Source organism: Ornithinimicrobium flavum, from assembly GCF_004526345.1.
In the GTDB taxonomy this organism is placed as follows: Bacteria; Actinomycetota; Actinomycetes; order Actinomycetales; family Dermatophilaceae; genus Ornithinicoccus; species Ornithinicoccus flavus.
Map to the genome: position 1 here is coordinate 1,704,996 of NZ_CP038213.1, position 17,951 is coordinate 1,722,946.

14 protein-coding genes and 5 pseudogenes are annotated in these 17,951 nt (G+C 75.0%); 10 read left to right on the forward strand and 9 right to left on the reverse strand.

Annotated elements, in window-relative coordinates:
• Nucleotides 1–375: 375 nt before the first annotated feature.
• The 4 genes and pseudogenes from E3Z34_RS20210 to E3Z34_RS18220 form a co-directional block, all read left to right on the forward strand.
• Nucleotides 376–945: pseudogene (locus E3Z34_RS20210) on the forward strand (ATP-binding cassette domain-containing protein); the annotation flags it as partial.
• A gap of 760 nt (nt 946–1,705) precedes the next feature.
• On the forward strand, nt 1,706–2,686 hold the full coding sequence (locus tag E3Z34_RS20215; RefSeq protein WP_420818992.1) for a glycosyltransferase: 981 nt from the start codon (nt 1,706–1,708) through the stop codon (nt 2,684–2,686).
• The gene (locus E3Z34_RS17975; protein ID WP_194092441.1) at nt 2,679–3,821 is read left to right on the forward strand and encodes a glycosyltransferase; all 1,143 of its coding nucleotides are present in this window, start codon (nt 2,679–2,681) and stop codon (nt 3,819–3,821) included. Before E3Z34_RS20215 ends, E3Z34_RS17975 begins: the two co-directional genes overlap by 8 nt.
• A 1,161-nt stretch (nt 3,822–4,982) precedes the next feature.
• On the forward strand, nt 4,983–5,726 hold the full coding sequence (locus tag E3Z34_RS18220; protein WP_202977056.1) for a hypothetical protein: 744 nt from the start codon (nt 4,983–4,985) through the stop codon (nt 5,724–5,726).
• Here E3Z34_RS18220 and wecB read toward each other — a convergent pair.
• Nucleotides 5,716–6,785, reverse strand: a pseudogene (gene wecB / locus E3Z34_RS07950) (non-hydrolyzing UDP-N-acetylglucosamine 2-epimerase). The gene E3Z34_RS18220 and the pseudogene wecB sit on opposite strands and share 11 nt — an antisense overlap.
• 21 nt (nt 6,786–6,806) lie before the next feature.
• Nucleotides 6,807–7,415 (reverse strand): hypothetical protein, encoded by a 609-nt coding sequence (locus E3Z34_RS07955; protein ID WP_134773176.1) that lies wholly within the window; start codon nt 7,413–7,415, stop codon nt 6,807–6,809.
• Between the two features lie 34 nt (nt 7,416–7,449).
• On the opposite strand from E3Z34_RS07955, the pseudogene E3Z34_RS20220 reads away from it, so the two are divergent.
• The 3 genes and pseudogenes from E3Z34_RS20220 to E3Z34_RS07960 form a co-directional block, all read left to right on the forward strand.
• Nucleotides 7,450–7,569: pseudogene (locus E3Z34_RS20220) on the forward strand (hypothetical protein); the annotation flags it as partial.
• Nucleotides 7,570–7,655: 86 nt separating this feature from the next.
• The gene (locus tag E3Z34_RS17675; protein ID WP_158288641.1) at nt 7,656–7,820 is read left to right on the forward strand and encodes a hypothetical protein; all 165 of its coding nucleotides are present in this window, start codon (nt 7,656–7,658) and stop codon (nt 7,818–7,820) included.
• 464 nt (nt 7,821–8,284) lie between these two features.
• The gene (locus tag E3Z34_RS07960) at nt 8,285–9,043 is read left to right on the forward strand and encodes a glycosyl transferase (RefSeq protein WP_134773177.1); all 759 of its coding nucleotides are present in this window, start codon (nt 8,285–8,287) and stop codon (nt 9,041–9,043) included.
• Here the strand turns inward: E3Z34_RS07960 and E3Z34_RS07965 are convergent.
• Nucleotides 9,015–9,752, reverse strand: a pseudogene (locus E3Z34_RS07965) (alpha/beta fold hydrolase); the annotation flags it as partial. The gene E3Z34_RS07960 and the pseudogene E3Z34_RS07965 sit on opposite strands and share 29 nt — an antisense overlap.
• A gap of 276 nt (nt 9,753–10,028) precedes the next feature.
• Between E3Z34_RS07965 and E3Z34_RS07970 the strand changes: the two are divergent.
• Both E3Z34_RS07970 and E3Z34_RS07975 read left to right on the forward strand, forming a co-directional pair.
• A pseudogene (locus E3Z34_RS07970) lies at nt 10,029–11,341 on the forward strand (nucleotide sugar dehydrogenase).
• The gene (locus E3Z34_RS07975; RefSeq protein WP_134773178.1) at nt 11,338–13,317 is read left to right on the forward strand and encodes a DUF6541 family protein; all 1,980 of its coding nucleotides are present in this window, start codon (nt 11,338–11,340) and stop codon (nt 13,315–13,317) included. Before E3Z34_RS07970 ends, E3Z34_RS07975 begins: the two are co-directional and overlap by 4 nt.
• A 27-nt stretch (nt 13,318–13,344) precedes the next feature.
• On the opposite strand, the gene E3Z34_RS07980 is transcribed toward E3Z34_RS07975, so the two are convergent.
• The 6 genes from E3Z34_RS07980 to E3Z34_RS18775 form a co-directional block, all read right to left on the reverse strand.
• A complete protein-coding gene (locus E3Z34_RS07980; RefSeq protein WP_134773179.1) occupies nt 13,345–14,037 on the reverse strand; it encodes a DUF3618 domain-containing protein in 693 nt (230 codons plus the stop codon).
• Nucleotides 14,034–14,447: a phage holin family protein gene (locus E3Z34_RS07985; protein ID WP_238695465.1), complete on the reverse strand. Its 414-nt coding sequence runs from the start codon at nt 14,445–14,447 to the stop codon at nt 14,034–14,036. The genes E3Z34_RS07980 and E3Z34_RS07985 overlap by 4 nt, the downstream gene beginning before the upstream one ends.
• A 303-nt stretch (nt 14,448–14,750) precedes the next feature.
• Complete coding sequence (locus tag E3Z34_RS07990; RefSeq protein WP_134773180.1) at nt 14,751–15,494, reverse strand: hypothetical protein; 744 nt, start codon at nt 15,492–15,494, stop codon at nt 14,751–14,753.
• Nucleotides 15,495–15,644: 150 nt separating this feature from the next.
• Complete coding sequence (locus E3Z34_RS07995) at nt 15,645–16,424, reverse strand: glycerophosphodiester phosphodiesterase family protein (protein WP_134773181.1); 780 nt, start codon at nt 16,422–16,424, stop codon at nt 15,645–15,647.
• Nucleotides 16,425–16,461: 37 nt separating this feature from the next.
• Nucleotides 16,462–17,118, reverse strand: a complete 657-nt coding sequence (locus E3Z34_RS08000) for a response regulator (RefSeq protein WP_134773182.1) — start codon at nt 17,116–17,118, stop codon at nt 16,462–16,464.
• A complete protein-coding gene (locus E3Z34_RS18775; protein ID WP_238695467.1) occupies nt 17,115–17,711 on the reverse strand; it encodes a sensor histidine kinase in 597 nt (198 codons plus the stop codon). Before E3Z34_RS18775 ends, E3Z34_RS08000 begins: the two co-directional genes overlap by 4 nt.
• Between E3Z34_RS18775 and E3Z34_RS18780 the strand changes: the two genes are divergently transcribed.
• Nucleotides 17,694–17,891 (forward strand): hypothetical protein, encoded by a 198-nt coding sequence (locus E3Z34_RS18780; protein WP_238695546.1) that lies wholly within the window; start codon nt 17,694–17,696, stop codon nt 17,889–17,891. The genes E3Z34_RS18775 and E3Z34_RS18780 overlap by 18 nt on opposite strands.
• Nucleotides 17,892–17,951: the final 60 nt, after the last annotated feature.

Genomic DNA, 17,951 nt, shown 5'->3' on the forward strand with positions numbered 1-17,951 from the left:
TACCTGCTCTACACCGTCGTCCTGCGCCGCGCCGTGAGGGCCGGGCAGGAGAACCGCAGCGCCTCCACCCAGGCCGTGCGGCTGGTCAGCGAGATGGTGCACTCGCTCAAGGAGATCACGCTGCGGGACAAGCAGGACGAGGTGGCCGAGGTCGTCCTGGAGGTCCGCACGCGGGCCTCCCGGGCCCGGGCGGACCAGGCCTTCCTCGGGGCGATCCCGCGCTACGTGCTGGAGGCCGCGCTCATCGGAGGGCTGGGCATCGGGGCCGGCGTGGGCTACCTGCAGGACGGGGTGCCGGGGGCGCTGGCCGCGATCGCCCTCTTCGGCGTCGCCGGCTTCCGGATCGTCCCGAGCCTGACGCGCTTCCAGACGATCATGGCCCAGACCGGGGCGAACCTGCCCTTCGCCCGGCAGGTGCTCGACGAGATCCACCGCGGGGCCCGGTATGCCGAGCAGCGGCGCAGCGGGGGCGGTCGCCCCCTCCCGCCGGACGCCCGCAGCCTGGTCCTGGACCGGGTCACCTTCACCTACCCCGGGTCGGCCCGCCCCGCGGTCCGCGACATCAGCCTGGAGCTGCCGTTCGGCCAGACGCTGGCCCTCGTCGGCGCCTCCGGCTCCGGCAAGTCGACGCTGGTCGACATCCTCCTGGGCCTCATGCAGCCGGACTCCGGCGAGATCCGCGTGGGGGACCAGCCGCTGACCGAGGTCCTGCGCGACTGGCGGCGACGGGTCGGCTACGTCCCCCAGGACGTCGCCCTCTTCGACGCGTCCGTCGCCCGCAACGTGGCTCTCACCTGGCGGGACGACGCGATCGACGAGGACCGGGTCCGCCGGGCGCTGGCCCGCGCCCAGCTGCTCGACGTCGTCGAGGCCCGCCCGGACGGCATCCACGGGCCGGTGGGGGAGCGCGGCCTGGCCCTGTCGGGCGGGCAGCGCCAGCGCCTGGGCGTGGCCCGGGCTCTCTACACCGACCCGCTCGTGCTGGTCATGGACGAGGCGACCTCGGCGCTCGACACCAGCACCGAGGCCGCCGTCACCGGCGCCATCCGCGACCTGGCCGGGGAGGTCAGCGTCATCGTCGTGGCCCACCGGCTGGCCACGATCCGGCACAGCGAGCAGGTCTGCTTCCTCCGGGACGGCGAGCTCGTCGCCCGCGGCACCTTCGAGGAGGTGGTGGCGGCCGAGCCCGACTTCGCCGTGCAGGCCGCGCTGGCCGGGCTGGTCGCCCCGGCCGCACCGGGGGCGCGGATGACTGACCCCCTGGAGCGGATCGCGCCGCAGCACGTCCCCGCGCTCCCGCCCGTCGGCGGCCGCCCCGCCCGGGTGGTGAGCCTGGTCTACAACGACGCGAGCACCGACTCGCGCGTGCAGAAGACGACGGCCACGCTCCGGGCGGCCGGGGCCGAGGCGCACATCGTCGCCTCCGAGCGGCTTCTCGCCGGCTTCCCCGCCGGCCGGGGGACCGTGGGGGACGGGCTGGTCGTGCACCGGGTCGCCGATCTCGACCTGACCCGGCTGCTGCCGCGCACGACCCGGGCCTGGCGCGCTTTGCGGCGCAAGCCCTCCTCGGTCGGGCCCGCGCCGACGACCACCCCCTCACCGGTCCCGGCGCCCGCCCCGGTCGTTCCCCCCCATCGGGAGCACCGCGGCTCGCGCGCTCCGCGGCGACCGGGCCGCCGCCCGAGCGCTGGCCGCCGACGTCTGGATGCGGACCTACCAGACGGCTCGGCTGACGACCTGGTGGCTCGGGGCGGTGCGGCAGACCCGGGCGCTGGCCCCCGACGTCGTGCACGCCAACGACGCCAACGCCCTCGTCCCCGCCCTGCTCGGCACGCTCGGCACCCCGGCCCGGGTCGTCTACGACTCGCACGAGCTGTGGCGGCACCGCAACATCCGCCCCGACCGGCTGCTCGCCCCCGCGGTCGAGGCGATCATCGAGTCCGTCGGGGTCCGGCTGACCGCCGGGGTGGTGACCGTCTCCCCGTCGATCGCGCGCTGGCTGCAGGAGCGCTACTCCCTGGAGCGGGTACCGACCCTGGTGCGCAACATCCCGCCGGCGCGCCCGACCCCCGCCCGGGAGCAGGGGCGGCTGCGCGAGCTCGCCGGGCTCGGGCCCGGGGCGAGGGTCGTCAGCTACACCGGGGGGATCACCACCGGCCGCGGCCTGGAGGAGACCGTCGACGCGCTGGCCCTGCTGGGCCCCGACGTGCACCTCGTGCTGCTGGGGTACGGCGACCCCCGCTACGTCGCCGGGTTGCTGGACCGGGTGGAGCGGACCGGGGTCGCCGACCGGGTCCACCTCGTGGGGTCGGTCCCCTCCGCGCAGGTGCCCTCGACGCTGGCCGACGCGGACGTCGCGGTGGTCTTCGTCCGCCCGATCTGCCTGTCCTACCGCTTCTCGCTGCCCAACAAGCTCTTCGAGTCCATCCACGCCGGGCTGCCGATCGTCGCCGCCGACCTCCCCGACACGGCGCAGGTCGTGACCGAGCACGGCGTGGGCGAGGTCTTCGACGCACGCACCCCGGCCGACCTCGCGGCGGCGATCGAGCAGGTCCTCGCCGACCCGGAGCGCTACCGGCGGGCCAGCGCGCGAGCCGCGCAGGAGCTGACCTGGGAGGCCGAGGCGGCCCGGTTGCTCGACCTCTACTCCACCGTGCTGACGGGCGTGGGGCAGGACCGTGGCTGACCCCCGGCCCAGCCTGCTCGTCCTGAGCTTCAGCCCGCTGCGCTCGGACGCGCGGGTGCTCCGCCAGGTGCAGCTCCTCGCGGAGCGGTATGCCGTCACCACGCTCGGCTACGGCGAGGCCCCCGACGGGGTGGTCGAGCACCTGCGCCTGCCCGACGACGTGGTCAGCTGGCACAAGGACCGCCGGCTGCTGCTGAGTCGCCGGTTCGAGACGGCATACCGGACCTCGCCGGTGGTGCAGGCGGCGGCGCGGCTTCTCGAGGGCCGTCGCGCCCGCTTCGACGTCGTCCTCGCCGACGACATCGACACGGTGCCCCTGGCCCTCGACCTGGCCCCGCGCGGCGGGGTCCACGCCGACCTGCACGAGTACCACCCCCGCCAGAACGAGGAGCTGCTGCGCTGGCGGCTGTTCGTGGCCCCCTACTACCGGTGGCTGGTCCGCACGTACGGCACCCGTGCCGACTCCGTGACGACGGTCGCGGAGGGGATCGCCCGGGAGTACCGCCTCCGGTTCGGGCTGCGCGCCGGGGTGGTCGTCAACGCGCCGCACTTCGTCGACCTGGAGCCCGCACCGGTGCACGAGCCGCTGCGCCTGGTGCACTCCGGCAACGCCCAGCGGCACCGTCTCGACGTGCTCCTCGAGGCGATGGAGCTGGTGACGGCGCCGATGACGCTGGACCTCTACCTCATGCCGAACGACCCGGCCTACCTGGCCGAGCTGCAGGCACGGTATGCCGCCTCCGACCGGGTCCGTCTCCACCCGCCGGTCGCCCCGGCCGACCTGCCCGCCACCCTCAACGCCCACGACGTGGGCGTCTACGTCCTGCCGCCGGTGTCCTTCAACCACCTGTGGGCGCTGCCGAACAAGATCTTCGACTTCGTCCAGGGCCGCCTCGCCCTCGTCGTCGGGCCCAGCCCGGAGATGGCCGGGCTGGTGCGCCGGCACGGTCTGGGGGTCGTCACCGACGACTTCTCGGCGGCCGCCCTCGCACGTGCGCTCGACCGCCTCACCCCGGCGGACGTGGCCGCGGGGAAGACGGCCTCGCACGCCGCCGCGCACGAGCTGTCCGCGGAGCAGCAGGTGCGCGGCTGGGCGCGGGCGGTCGACGCCCTCGCGGCCAGGGTCAACGGCTGAGCCGCCGACCCCGGCCGGGGGCGGGGCTCACACCCCGGTGACCTGCCAGCCGCCCCCGTAGCTGGCCGGGCGGAAGCCCAGGGCGAGGTTGATCGCGAGCATGTGCCCGTTCTCGTCGGCGTTCCACGTGTGGAGCCGTTGCACCCCGGCGCGTGCTCCGCGATCCGGTGCAGGTTCTCCGCCTTGACGAGCATGCCGAGCCGGTGGCCGCGGTGGCCGGCGTGCACCAGCGTGTCCTCCTGGTAGCCGACGGCGGGCTTGTCACCCGGCAGGTCCACGCAGGTGTAGGCGACGAGCTCGCCGCTAACGACGTGCTCGGCCACGGTCATCACGCGGGTGCGGCCCAGCGCCTCCCCGATGCGGTCGACCTCCGCGACCCGGTCGGCGTCCCACACCTCCGGCTCGAGCTCGAGGTCGGCGGACGGGGCGTCGGTGCTCATCCGCCCCATGAGCGCGGCCAGGCCGCTGCGCAGCTCGGGGGGCGTCGCTCCGACCCACCCCAGGGTCCGGTAGGCCGTGCCCGCGGCCGCGCGGGCGGCCGGCAGCTCACCGGTGGCGAGCTCGACCCCACGGGCCGTCTCGACGAGGCTGTGACGCTCGACCTGCTCCAGGCTCAGGCCCAGGTCGAGGAGCGCCGCGGCATACCGGTCCCGGGGCAGGGTGCCCACCCCCGTGCGCGGGGCGAGCTGCTCGCCCTCGGGGTCCGGCGCGTGGTCGGACCACACCTGGACCGTGCTGCGGCCCTCCTCCCGCACCACCGGCAGCACCTGCGCCCAGAGGGCGGCCACGACGTCCCCGGGGTCGTGCTCCGGGTCCAGGACGAAGGACAGGTAGGCCACGGAGGTGTTGTCCCGCAGCGGCATCCGCGCCCACAGGCCGCCCACCGCCCGGTCGCCGTCCCGGGCCAACAGCATCACCTTGCGGTGGTAGGCCTGCTCGACGAAGACGGTCCCGAGCTCGGCGGGGGTGTCGGCCAGGTCGTCGTCCCCGTAGAGCGCGAGCATCGTGCGGCGGCTGAGGTCGGCGAAGTCGGCAAGGTCCGCCGCCGGCGGAGACGCGCCCGGGGTATGGCGGACGGTGCTGACCGAGAGTTCCATGCCCCCCAGTGTGGGCAGGACCGCCCGCGGGCACAACGGGTTTGTCAGGTGCCACACTGGCCCGATGAGGAGCAGGGGCGGGTGGGTGCGCGCCCTCGCGGTGGCGGGGATCGCCGCGCTCGCGGGGGTCGGGGTGCTGGTCGGGGCGCTGGCCTACCAGCTCAACGGTGGCTGGCCGCTGCCGCGCACCGACCCGGACGACCCGCGGGTGGACGCCGCGCACGCCCGGTGGGCCCCGGCGTGGGAGGAGCGGCACGCGGGCATGGTCGGCGACCTGGAGGCGGCCGGTCTGGTCGTGCTGTCGGTGAACGAGCTGAACAGCTGCCGCGAGGGGGAGACGAGCTGGAAGCGGCGCGACCCCTTCGGGCTGCGGTGCAGCCTCACCTGGCAGGCCGTCCTCGGGGCGCCCGCGGGTGACCCGACCGGCCCGGTGAGCGCCGTGCACGAGGTCGCGCAGGCGCACAGCGACCCGGACGCCGGTCCGGATGGGCTGGCTACCCTGCTCTCCAGCCTGGAGTCATTCGAGGAGGGCGACACCCAGGTCGCGCAGGTGGCGTACGACGGCACCCTGGTCGTCGACGGCGAGGGCGGGACCACGCGCCTGGAGGCCTTCGCCACCCGGGCACCGCGGGACTCCTTCGCGGACGCTCCCGACGGCTCGTACGGCGACGTGGTCCGGGCGGCGGGCGGGCCACCGGACCACGAGCTGGCGCGGCTCCAGCGGGAGTGGACGGAGCCTGCCGTGCCGGTCGGGGAGGCGCGGTGGCTGGTCCGACTGACCGACCGCGTCGACTACTTCAGCCGCTGACCGGCCGGCCCTCCAGGGCGTCCAGGACGGCGGCGGAGGCGTGCCCGTCGCCGTAGGGAGCGGCGTCGGTGGGCGTCGGGGCGGCCGGGAGGCCGCCTCGCGCAGCGCCGGACCGGGCTCGACGAGCACGTTCCACCCAAGCTCGACGGTCTCGACCCACTCGGTCTCGGTGCGGACGGTCGTGCACGGGGTGCGCAGGGCGAAGGCCTCCTTCTGCAGGCCGCCGGAGTCGGTGATCACACCCCGGGCCCGGCTGACCGCGCCGACCAGGGACGGGTAGGGCAGCGGGTCGTGCGTGGTGAGCGAGCCGCCGTCCAGGTCGAGGCCGTGCTCCGCGGCCCGCGCGCGCAGGCGGGGGTGGGCCAGCAGCACGACCGGGTGGTCGACCTCCTGCAGCGCGCGCACGATGCCGGCCAGGCGGTCCGGGTCGTCGGTGTTCTCGGCCCGGTGGACCGTCGCGACCGAGAAGGTGCCCGGCTCCATACCCAGCTCGGCCAGCACGGCGTCGGGATCGGCCAGCTCGTCGCGGACCCGGTGCAGCACGTCGATCATCACGTCCCCCACGAGCACCGCGCGGTCGGCCAGCCCCTCGGCGGCCAGGTGGCCCATCGCGACCTGCGTGGGGGCCAGGAGCAGGTCGGCCGCGTGGTCGGTGAGCACCCGGTTGTGCTCCTCGGGCATCCGGCGGTTGAAGGAGCGCAGCCCCGCCTCGAGGTGGGCCACCGGCAGGTGCAGCTTCACCGCGGCCAGCGCCCCGGCCAGGGTGGAGTTCGTGTCGCCGTAGACCAGGACCCGGTCCGGCCTCCGGTCCCGCAGCACCTGCTCCATCCCCGTCAGGATGGCGCCGGTCTGCGCACCGTGGCCGCCGGACCCGACCCCCAGGTGGACATCCGGGTCGGGGATGCCCAGGTCGGCGAAGAAGACGTCGGACAGCATCGGGTCGTAGTGCTGCCCGGTGTGCACGATGACGTGCTCCACCCCGCGCCGCTCGCACTCCGCCGCGACGGGGGCGAGCTTGACGAACTGCGGACGCGCACCGACCACCGAGAGGACCACCACGTCGCACAGGGTAGCGGCGGCCTAGATTGGGGCCATGCGCGTGTTGGCCGTGAGCACCTGGATGCCGACGACGTCGAGCCGCTCGACCGGGTCGTTCGTCGTCCGCGACGCCCGGGCGATCGCCGACCTCGGCCACGACGTCGCCCTGGTCCACCTCGTCCCGCCGGCCCAGCTGGGGCAGGACCCACGGCGGGAGGAGTTGGCCGGGCTGCCTGTCACCCGGGTCCCCATGTCGACCACCGACCCGCTCCAGGTCGCCCGGGCCGCCCGTGCGCTCGGAGAGCTCTCCCGCGGTGCCGACCTGGTCCACACCATGGCTTTCTCCACCCTGCTGCCGTGGGCGGTGACGAGGCCGCGAGTGCCCTGGGTGCACACCGAGCACTGGTCCGGCCTGACCGCCCCCGGCACCCTGCCGGGACCCTGGCGGGCCGCCCTGCCGTTCCTCCGACCGCTGCTGGCGCGGCCCGACCTGGCGACCGCCGTGGTGGACCACCTCGCGCGCCCGGTGCGGGCCGTCCGGGGGAGCAGGCCCACGCTCGTCGTCCCCTGCATCGTGCCGCCCCTGGCCCGGGTCCCCCCGCGCCCCGGCCCGGGCAGCACGCTGCGGCTGGTCTCGGTCGGCGGTCTCATCGAGCGCAAGGACCCGCTGACCGCCGTCGACACCGTGGCCGAGCTGCGCCGGCGCGGCCGCCCCACGACGCTGCGCCTGGTGGGGGAGGGGCCGCTGCGCGACGCGGTCGCCCGGCGGGCGCAGGAGCGGGGGGTGTCCGACGGGGTGGAGCTGGTGGGCACCCTCGACCGGGACGGGGTGCTCGCCGAGCTGGCGGCCGCCGACCTCTTCCTCGGCCGACCCTCGGGGACAACTTCTTCGTGTCCTGCGCCGAGGCCGTGGTCTCGGGCCGGCCCGTGGTCGTCGGTGCCACCGGGGGGCAGGGGGAGTACCTCGACCCGCGCGTCGGCGTCACGGTGGACGTGCAGACGCCCGGTGCCTACGCGGACGCCGTCGAGCAGGTGCTCCTCACCGCGGCGACCTGAGCGCCGAGGAGATCGCCGCCACGGTCGGCGACCGGTTCTCGGCGCGGGCGGTCGCGGAGGGGTACGACCGGGCCTACCGCCTCGCCGCCGAGATCCGTGGGCGTCGGCGGTGACCCGCGTCGAGGTGGTCATCGCCTGCCACACCCCGACCAGGCCGGTCGGGCAGGCCGTGGCCAGCGTGCTGGACGACAACGGTCCCCACGCCGGGGTCACCGTGGTCTGCCACGGCGTGGACCCGCAGCGGATCGAGGGCGTCATCGCCCCGCGGCACCGGGAGCGGGTGCGCCTCCTCGAGCACCACGACGGCATCCGCAGCCCCGCGGGGCCCTTCAACGCCGGGATGCGTGAGGCTCGGGGGAGTTCGTCTCGCTGCTGGGCAGCGACGACCGCCTGCTCCCGGGGGCGGTCGAATCCTGGCTGCGGCTTGCCGACGCCGTCCCGGAGGCCAGGAGGTGGACTGCGTCATGTCCCGCCTCGCCCTGGGCGACCCCGACCGGATCGTGCCCACGCCGCCGGTCCGGCCGTGGCTGCGCCCCGGTCAGGTGGCCGACCTGGTGCGCGACCGGCTCAGCTACCGCAGCGCCCCGCTCGGCCTGGTGCGGACGGCGACCCGCGAGCGGCTGGGTGCCGAGCTGGTGGAGGGGCTGCCCGTCGGGGACGACGTGCCCTACGTCACGCGGCTGTGGGCGGAGACCCGGGTCGTCGTGGACCGCTCCGGCCCGGCCTACCTCGTGGGGGAGGACGCCACGGACCGGGTGACCCTCGAGCCCCGTCCGGTCGCGACCGAGCTCGCCTTCGTCGAGCACCTGGTGGGGAGCCGGTGGTTCCTGGCCTATCCCGACCGGGTCCGGGCGGCCGTCGCGACCAAGCTGCTTCGGATCCACGTCTTCGGCGCGGTGCTCCACCGCCCGGACCCGCTCTGGTGGACCGCGCAGGAGCGGACCGACCTGGCCGGGGTCGTGCGGTCCGTCCTGGCCGTCGCGCACACGGCCGCAGACCCCCTCTCGCTCGCCGACCACGACCTGCTGGAGGCCTGCCTCGACCCCAGCACCCCCGCGGAGCGCCTGGGCGCGCTGGCCAGGGCCCGGCGCCGGCACGGACGGCCCAGGACCCTGCTCCCGCGCCATCCCTCCCTGGTGCTGCACCCCGAGGCCCCCGGTCCCTTCATGACCGCCTCGCTCGCGGCCTGCGGGCTCAGGGGACGACGCGGCGCAGCCAGCTGACCAGGTGGTCCTCGACCTCCTCGCGGTTGGTCTCGTTGAGGATCTCGTGGCGCGCGCCGGGCCAGACCTGGGTCGTCACGTCCTGCAGACCGACCCGACGGAAGAGGTCGGCCACCTCCTGCACGGCCTTCGCCCCGCCCACCGGGTCGACCTCTCCGGACACCAGGAGGACCGGCAGGGTCCGCGGCATGGACGCTGCGGTCGACTCCTCGCTGACCCACAGCAGACCGCCGAGCAGGTCGCGGTAGAACCCCGCGGTCGCGTGGCCGCCGGACAGCTCGTCCGCCACGTAGGCGTCCACCTGCGCCTCGTCGCGCGAGAGCCAGTCGAACGGCGTCCGGTGCGGGCGGAAGGGCCGGTTGTAGGGGCCCAGGACCAGCGCCTCCATCAGCCGCGACCGGGCCCGGGGGCCGCGCAGCCGACACTCCGCCCGGGCGATCCGCAGCCCCAGCCGACCCGTGGCGCCAGGGTCCCCGGCCGTGCCCGACAGGATCAGCCCGGCCAGCCGGTCGCCGTAGCGGGCGGCGTAGGCCCGCGCCAGGAAGCTGCCCATGCTGTGACCCAGCAGCACGACCCGGGCACCGGGGTGCTCGAGGGCCAGGTGGTCGGTGAGGGCGATCAGGTCGTCGACGACGGTGGCGAAGCCGCGTTCGTCGCCGAGTGGCCCAGGTCGCCCGGGGCCGCCAGCGGTCCGGCCGTGACCCCGGTGGTCGGCCGCGTAGACGCATACCCCTCCTCCGCCAGCCGCTCGCCGAGGTGCGCGTAGCGGGCCGCGTGCTCGACCATCCCGTGCGCGAGCTGACCACCGCCCGGGGCGGTCCCTCGGGCAGCCAGCGGGGAGACGTGGAGGGAGGTGCCGTCGGGAGTGTCGAGGCGGAAGGTCGAGCGATCATGCGTTCAGGGTATGGGGTGCCACGTCACCTATCCTGGGCACGCACGAGCCGCCCCGCTGCGGGCGCCACCGGAACAGGACGGGACCACCCTCATGAAGATCGCCGTTGTCGCGCTGGGCAAGATCGGGCTGCCGCTGGCGGTGCAGTTCGCCGATGCCGACCCCTCGCACGAGGTCGTCGGCGTCGACGTGAACCCCGCGGTGGTGGAGGCGGTCAACGCCGGGCGAGCCCTTCCCCGGCGAGGCGCACCTGGCCGACAAGCTCGCCGAGCTCGTGCCCGCCGGGCGGCTGCGCGCGAGCACCGACTACGCCGAGGCCATCCCGGGCGCCGACGCGGTCGTCCTGGTCGTGCCGCTGTTCGTCGACGAGGCCACCGGCGCCCCGGACTTCGGCTGGATGGACGAGGCGACCCGGTCCCTGGCCGCGCACCTGACCCCCGGCACCCTCGTCTCCTACGAGACCACGCTGCCGGTCGGCACGACCCGCACCCGGTGGAAGCCGATGATCGAGCAGATCAGCGGGCTGCACGAGGGCAGCGACTTTCATCTCGTCTTCTCCCCGGAACGGGTGCTGACCGGGCGGGTCTTCGCCGACCTGCGCCGCTACCCCAAGCTCGTCGGCGGGCTGACCGAGGCGGGCACCGCCCCGCGCGGTCGCCTTCTACGAGGCGGTGCTGGACTTCGACAACCGGGACGACCTGCCCCGCCCGAACGGCGTGTGGGACCTGGGCAGCGCCGAGGCCGCGGAGATGGCCAAGCTGGCCGAGACGACCTACCGGGACGTCAACATCGGGCTGGCCAACCAGTTCGCCCGCTTCGCCGACAGCGTGGGCATCGACGTGCACCGCGTCATCGAGGCCTGCAACTCCCAGCCCTACTCCCACATCCACACCCCCGGCATCGCCGTGGGCGGGCACTGCATCCCCGTCTACCCCCGGCTCTACCTGTCCACCGACCCCGACGCGACCGTGGTGTCCCAGGCGCGGGCCGCCAACGCCGCCATGCCCGAGTACGCCGTGTCCCGCGCCCAGGACCTGCTCGGCACCCTGGAGGGGCTGCGCGTCGTCGTGCTCGGGGCGTCCTACCGCGGCCGGGTCAAGGAGACCGCCTTCTCCGGCGTCTTCGCCACCGTGGCGGCGCTGCGCGAGCGCGGCGCCCACGTGCTCGTGCACGACCCGATGTACACCGATGCCGAGCTGACCGCCCTGGGCTGGGAGCCCTACCACCTGGGCGAGCAGGCCGACGTCGCGATCGTGCAGGCCGACCACCCCGAGTACGCCACCCTGTCCGCCACCGACCTGCCCGGCCTCCGGGCTCTCCTGGACGGCCGCCGCGTCACCGACCCCTCCCGCTTCGCCGGCGTCCCCCGGCTCACCGTCGGCGGGGGCGAGCCCACCACCGCATGAGCTGGTCGTCGGTCCTCCCCGGCACCCTGGCACTCGCCCTGATGTGGGTGGTGCCGGGGTATGCCGTGCTGCGCCTGCTCGGGGCCGCGCGGGCTGCTCGCGCTGGGCGCGGGCCGGCGGTGACGAGCGGGCTGGCGGGCGCCCTGGCGGTCGGGTACGAGCTGGTCGGCCTCCCGTGGACGTTCTGGAGCTTCCTCGGCGGGATGCTGGTCGCGGTGGCGGTGGCCGCCGGGGTCGGCAGGCTGCTGCGCACCACGTCCGACCCCTCCGGGGTCACCGTGGCCGGCGAGCGTCGACTGGGCGCCGCCGAGCGTGGCTGGCTGGCCGTCACGTGGGTCCTCGGCGGCGGGGTGCTGGGGGCGGCCATGATGACCGGGATGGGGCGGGCCGACCAGCCGCCGCAGGCCTGGGACGCGGTCTTCCACCTCAACGCGCTGTGGTTCGTGCGGGAGACGGGCAACTCCTCCTCCTTCGGCGGGCTGGCGCCGATGTACGCCGACAACCTGGCCCCGTTCTACCCCGCCGTGTGGCACGGGATCGTCGCGGTCGCCCCCGGCTTCCCCGGGGTCACCGAGGCCGCGAACGCGTCCTCGGTCGTGATCGGCTCGGTGATCTGGATCGCCGGCCTGGTCGCCCTCGCCCGCGTGGTGTGGCCGGCGCGGGCGCTGCCCACGGTGATGGTGCCGGTCCTCGCCGCCAGCTTCGTCACCTTCCCTGCGGTGGCGGTCTCGATGCTCGCGGTCTGGCCGTTCGCCCTGTCGGTGGCGTGCCTGCCGGGCACGATCGCGCTGCTCGTGGCCACCCTGCGCGGGGTCCTCTCCTGGCGCATGCACCTGGCGCTGGCGACCGGGCTCACCTGGGCGGTCGCCGGGGTGGTGCTCGCCCACGCCTCCGGCCTGTTCAGCCTGGTGCTGCTGGCCCTGCCACTGGTGAGCGTGCTCGTCGGGCGGCAGCTGCGCCGCACCGCGCGGCTCGGGCGGCCCTGGCTGGCGCTGGGGGCCGGGACGGCCCTGGTCGTGGCCGTGCTCGGCACCCTCGTCTTCCTGCTCAACTTCCCGCCCGTCCGCTCGATCATGGACTACGAGCGGGGCGGTCAGGACAGCTACCTGCCCGGGCTCGGGTCGTTGTCCATCGACCACCCGCTCATCTACGTCTACAAGGTCACGAGCGTCAACCTGGCGGTCACCCTCCTCGTGTGGCTGGGGGTCGCCCTCACGCTGCGCTGGAGGCACGCCCGCTGGCTCGTGGTCTCCCTGGTGGCCGCCGTGGCCCTGACGTTGCTGGCGGCCGGGCCGCCGGAGAACCCGGCGCGCATCCTGGCCGGCTTCTGGTACACCCAGGCCTCGCGCATCAACCAGCTCGCGATCGTCCCCGCCGTGCTGCTGGCGGCCGGGGCGGCGGGCTGGCTCTCCCGCACGGTGGCCGCCCGGCTGGGGGTGCGGCTGGAGGCCGCGGCCGCGCTGGTCGTCGTGGCCGTGGTGGTGCTGACCTCCGGCCTGCGCTGGACCTCCCAGGTGCAGGTCATGGCGTCCACCTACACGACCTACCCGATCGCCTGGGGGACGATCCTGGAGCCCGAGGAGATCGAGATGATCGACCGGGCGGGGGACGTCCTGCCCCCCGACGCGGTCGTCCTGGGGGAGGCGGTCGCCGGGTCGCCCTACCTGCTCCACCGGGCCGGGGTCGAGGTCGTCTTCCCCCAGCTCAGCCCCATCCCGGGCAGCCCGGAGCGCACCCTGCTCCAGCAGCGGTTCTCCGACTGGGAGACCGACCCCTCGGTGTGCCAGGCGGTCCGGGACCTGGGCGTCACCCACGTGTATGCCGACTCCCTCACCTTCGAGGACGAGCTCAACGCCAAGTGGGAGGAGACCACGCAGGGTCTCTACCTCATCGAGCCGGCCGAGGGGGAGGGCTGGACCAAGGTGGACGAGGGCGGCCACGCCTCGCTGTGGGAGTTCACCGCGTGCGAGGAGTGACCGCCCTCCGGGGCGTCCGGCGGACCGTCAGGTCCGGTCGTTGGTCTCCTTGACCGACTGGGCGGAGTCCTGCGCCGAGGCCTTGACCTGCTCGGTCTGGCTCGAGGCCTCGTCCTTGACGCTGTCGACCCCCTCCTGGGCGGTCGTCCTCAGCTCCTCCGCCGCCTGCTCAGCCTGCGGCCTCACGTTCTCGACGACCTCCTGCGCGGCGGCCTTCACCTCCTCGACCAGGGGCTGACCGTGCTCCTGGGCCTGCTCCTTGGCCGTGACCGCGAGCTCACGCTCCTTCTCGGTGCCGGGCAGCAGGGAGCCCAGGAGCCAGCCGGCGCCCAGGGCGATCAGGCCGGCGGCCAGCGGGTTGCCCTGCGCCTGGCGGCGGACCGTCGACGGGGCGTTCGCCACCGCGTCCCGGGCGGAGGCCGCCGCGTCGCCGACGGCGCCCCCGGCGTCCTCGGCGGCCCACTGGGCGCGCATCCCCATACCGGGGCTGGTGTCGTAGGGGTCGTTGTCGCTGCCCATGATCTTCTCCTTCAGAGAGCGGCCCGCGTCCTTGACGCTGCCGGTGACCTTCTCGGCCTGGCGCTTGGCGACGTTCGACGGGCTCACGGCCTCGCCGAGGGCGTTGACGTCGCGGCTGAGGCTGGCCCGGGTCTGCGCGATCTGGGCGCGCAGCACCTCGGGGTCGTCGGTGGTGCGGGGCACGTCGGGGTTGGTGGTCATCGGTGGTCCTCGTTTCCCTTGAGCGCGTCCGGGACCTGCTTGGCGGTCTCGACGGTGCGCGGCATTCCTTCTACGTCCTTGAGCCGGTTGCGGCCGACGACGGCCAGCACCGCGGCGATGACTGCCCAGAGCAGGGCCACCACGAGGGCGGACCATCCCAGACCCATGAGGTGTCCGAGGGCCCACCACAGGGCGATGGAGGCGAAGAGCAGCACGAAGTGGGCGGCGACGCCGGCCCCGCCGAGCATCCCGGCCCCGGCCCCGGCCCGGCTGGCGCTCTGCTTCAGCTCGGCCTTGGCCAGGGCGACCTCCTGCGACATCAGCGTGGACAGGTCCGCGCTGATGTCGGAGATCAGGGCGCCGACGGAGTCGATCTCACCCTTGTCGTAGGTGTCGTGGGCGCCCTGGATCTGCTCCGCGGGAGGCACCCCGTGCCGGTCTCCCGGCGTGGGGTCGGGTGCCACGTGGGCGCCGGAGCCTGGGTGGGTCACAGGCGGTCACCGTCCCGGTGCTCGAGCAGTTCCTCGCCCGTGGGCAGCGGCTCGGCGACGGCGTCGACGTCCGTGCCCTGACCCGGCGTCCCGTAGGCCTGGGGCTGCGTCCCGTCCGACGGGTCGTCCCAGGCCGTGGTCTCGGGGTAGCCGCCCGTGGTCCCGGCCGCGTAGCCGCCCGTGGTCCCGGCGTAGCCGCCGCCCGCGGCCGTGGTGGTGGGGTCACCGGTGCTCGTCCCGGTCGGGTACCCGGTGCCCGCCGGGTACGGGTCGTAGGCCGCGCCCGAACCGGCCGTGCCGTACGCCGGCCGTAGCCCTGCTGCCCCGACCCGGCTCCGCTGTCGGCGGCCTCGTCGCGCAGGCCGCGGGTGAGTCGACCGCCGACCAGACCGACCAGGCCGCAGACGGCCAGGAAGGTCCCCGGGTTGCGGCGGCGTAGCGCTTCACGTCGTCGAGCAGGTCGGCGGGCTCCCGGCCCTCGAGCCACCCGGCGACGCCGTCGACCCGGTCAGCGGCCTGCTGGACCAGACCGGCGGCCATCGAGGAGCCCTCGGTGCCACGCGCCATGTCGCTGAACTGCTCGGCCAGGCCGTGCAGGCCCTGGGCCGCCCGGTGCTGCTGACCGCGAGCCTGCTCGGTCACGTCGCCCCGGACCTGCGAGAACAGCTGCTGGGCCTGGCCCTTGGCCTCCTGGGCCACGTGCTTGACCTCCTGGCCGGCGGTCTGGGCCACCTGGCCCGCGCCGGCCTTGGCGTCCTGGCCGACCGAGGCGGCCTCCTGCTTGGCCACGTCCGTGGTGGACGAGCCGGTCGACGAGAGATCCGTGGTGGAGGAGCCCCCGACGGGCTCGAAGGTCGGCGGGGCGGCCGTGAGCGGCGCGGCCTCTCCGGGCTCGGCGGGTGAGCCGGGGGTCATCGGGTCCGGGTCGGTCCCGGGTGCGTGCTGGTCGAACGGACGATCACTCATGCGTCTTCTCCCTCTCTGGGTGACGGACGGGACGCCGGTCAGGCGTCTGGCGCCACGTCCACCACCGTGGCAGGCAGAGGGAGGCGTCTCCTGCCGAACCGGCACCCTCACCCTTCAGGGTGGTGGGGGCCCGAACCGCGCCGGCCCACGTCAGGCCCACTGCCCCCGGCTGGTGAGGACGTCCCGGAGCAGGTCGGCCCGGTCGGTGACGATCCCGTCCACGCCGAGGTCGAGCAGACGGTGCATCTCGGCGGGGTCGTTGACCGTCCACACGTGCACGAAGGCGCCGACCTCGTGGGCGGCGGCCAGGGTGGCGGGGGTGACGACCTCGACCCCGGCGTGCCGGACCGGCACCTGCAGCCCGTCGACCCCGGCCATCACCCGCGACACCACCGTGGTCCGCAGCAGCGCAGGAAGGGCCGCGGCGGCCCGGAACCGCGCGGCCGTCGTCTGACCGGCCGAGGTCACCACGGGACGGGTGAGCCGCATGAGGACCTCACGGCGGCGCTGGTCGGAGAAGGAGGCGACGCAGACGCGGTCGTGGGCCCGGGTGCGCTCCAGCGCCCGGGCCAGGGGGAGGATCGCCCCGGGGGACTTGACGTCGATGTTCAGCCGCAGGTCGGGCCAGGTGCCGAGGAGCTCCTCCAGGAGGGGCACCGACTCCCGGCTGCGTCCGATCCGGGCCCGGGAGACCTCGCGCCAGGACAGGTCGGTGATCCGCCCGACCCGGTCGGTGAGCCGGTCGAGGGTGTCGTCGTGGAAGGCCACGACGGTGCCGTCGCGGGTGGCGTGCACGTCGGTCTCGACGAAGCGGTAGCCCAGCCCGACCGCAGCCTCGAACGCCACCATCGTGTTCTCGAGACCCTCGGGGGAGAAGCCGCGGTGGGCCATCGCGATCGGCCCCGGGTGGTCGAGGTATGCGGTGCGCACGGGGCCAGCGTAGACGCCGGGCGCCGCCCGGTCCCCGTCAGCGCGCCGGTCCGGCCAGACCGGCGTGGAAGGCGTGGACGACGGCCTGCAGCCGGTCCCGCGCGGGAAGCTTCTGCAGGATCCGGGCCACGTGGGTCTTGACGGTCGCGACCTCGACGACGAGGTGCTCGGCGATCTCGGCGTTCGACATGCCGGTGCACATGAGCGCCAGCACCTCGGCCTCCCGCTCGGTGAGCCGCTCCAGCCCGGGGCTGGGCGCCCGGGCCCCGTGGTGCTGCACGAAGTCGCCGATCACCCGGTCGAGCACGGCGGGGGCCAGGACCGTCTCGCCGTCGACGCAGGACCGGGCGGCACCGATGAGCTCGGCGGCGTCGGCCGTCTTGAGCAGGAAGCCGTGGGCACCGGCGTCCATCGCGCGGGCGACGTAGTCGTCCAGGTCGAACATGGTCAGCACCAGGATCCGCACCTCGGGCAGCCGCTGCCGGATCCGGGCGGTGGCCGAGATGCCGTCGGACCGCGGCATCTGCAGGTCCATGAAGACGACGTCCGGCCGGCAGGAGAGCGCGACCCGCACGGCCTCCTCCCCGTCGGAGGCCTCGCCGACGACCTCGATGTCCGGTGCGCTGGACAGGACCATCGCCAGCCCGGCCCGCATCGTGGCGTGGTCGTCGACCACCATCACCCGGATCGTCACGGAGCCACCTCCTCGGGGCCGACCCTAGCGGGGGCGGGCAGGTGGGCGCTCACCACGAACCCACCCTCGGGTGCAGGACCCACGTGCAGCGTCCCGGACACCAGCTGGACCCGCTCGCGCAGGCCCACCGTGCCGTAGTGCGCCGGGGCCTGCGGCGGCACCGGGCCCGGGCCGTCGTCCTGCACCACGAGACGCGTCCCCCCGGGACCGGAGTCGAGCTGCAGCCGCACCGCGGCCCCCGGTGCGTGGACCAGGGCGTTGGTGAGGGCCTCCTGGGCCAGGCGGTAGATCACCGGGAGGTGCGCCAGGGGCGGGGTGCCCGTGACGTCCAGCTCGACGCGCGCCCCGGCGCCGCGGACCCGGTCGACGAGGGCCTCGACGTCGTCGAGCGTGCGGGCCGGATGCGTGTCGACCACCCCACGGGTGAGCTCGTCGACGCTGCTGAGCTCGCGCAGCGCATCCTCGCTGGTGGCGTGGACGGCGACCAGCGCCTGGGCGCGCTGCTCCGCCGAGGTGGCGACGTCGAGCACGTTGAGCTGCATGGCGATGACGCCGACGCTGTGCGAGACGGTGTCGTGCAGCTCGCGCGCCAGCCGGAGGCGCTCTCCGCGACGGCGCGGCGGACCTGGGCGTCGGCCATCCTGGCCTGCCGTTCCTCCTCCTCCCGTGCCAGGGCGGCCCGGTGGCGGGTCACCGCGGAAACCACCCCGCCGATCAGCGCGATGAGGACGACGGCCGCGCTGGCCGCGACCCCGATCGCGGGCTCGGCGTAGCGGGACGCGACGACGGTGACCGCGAGCAGCGCGGCGGCGGGCAGCCCGAGCCGTCGGGGG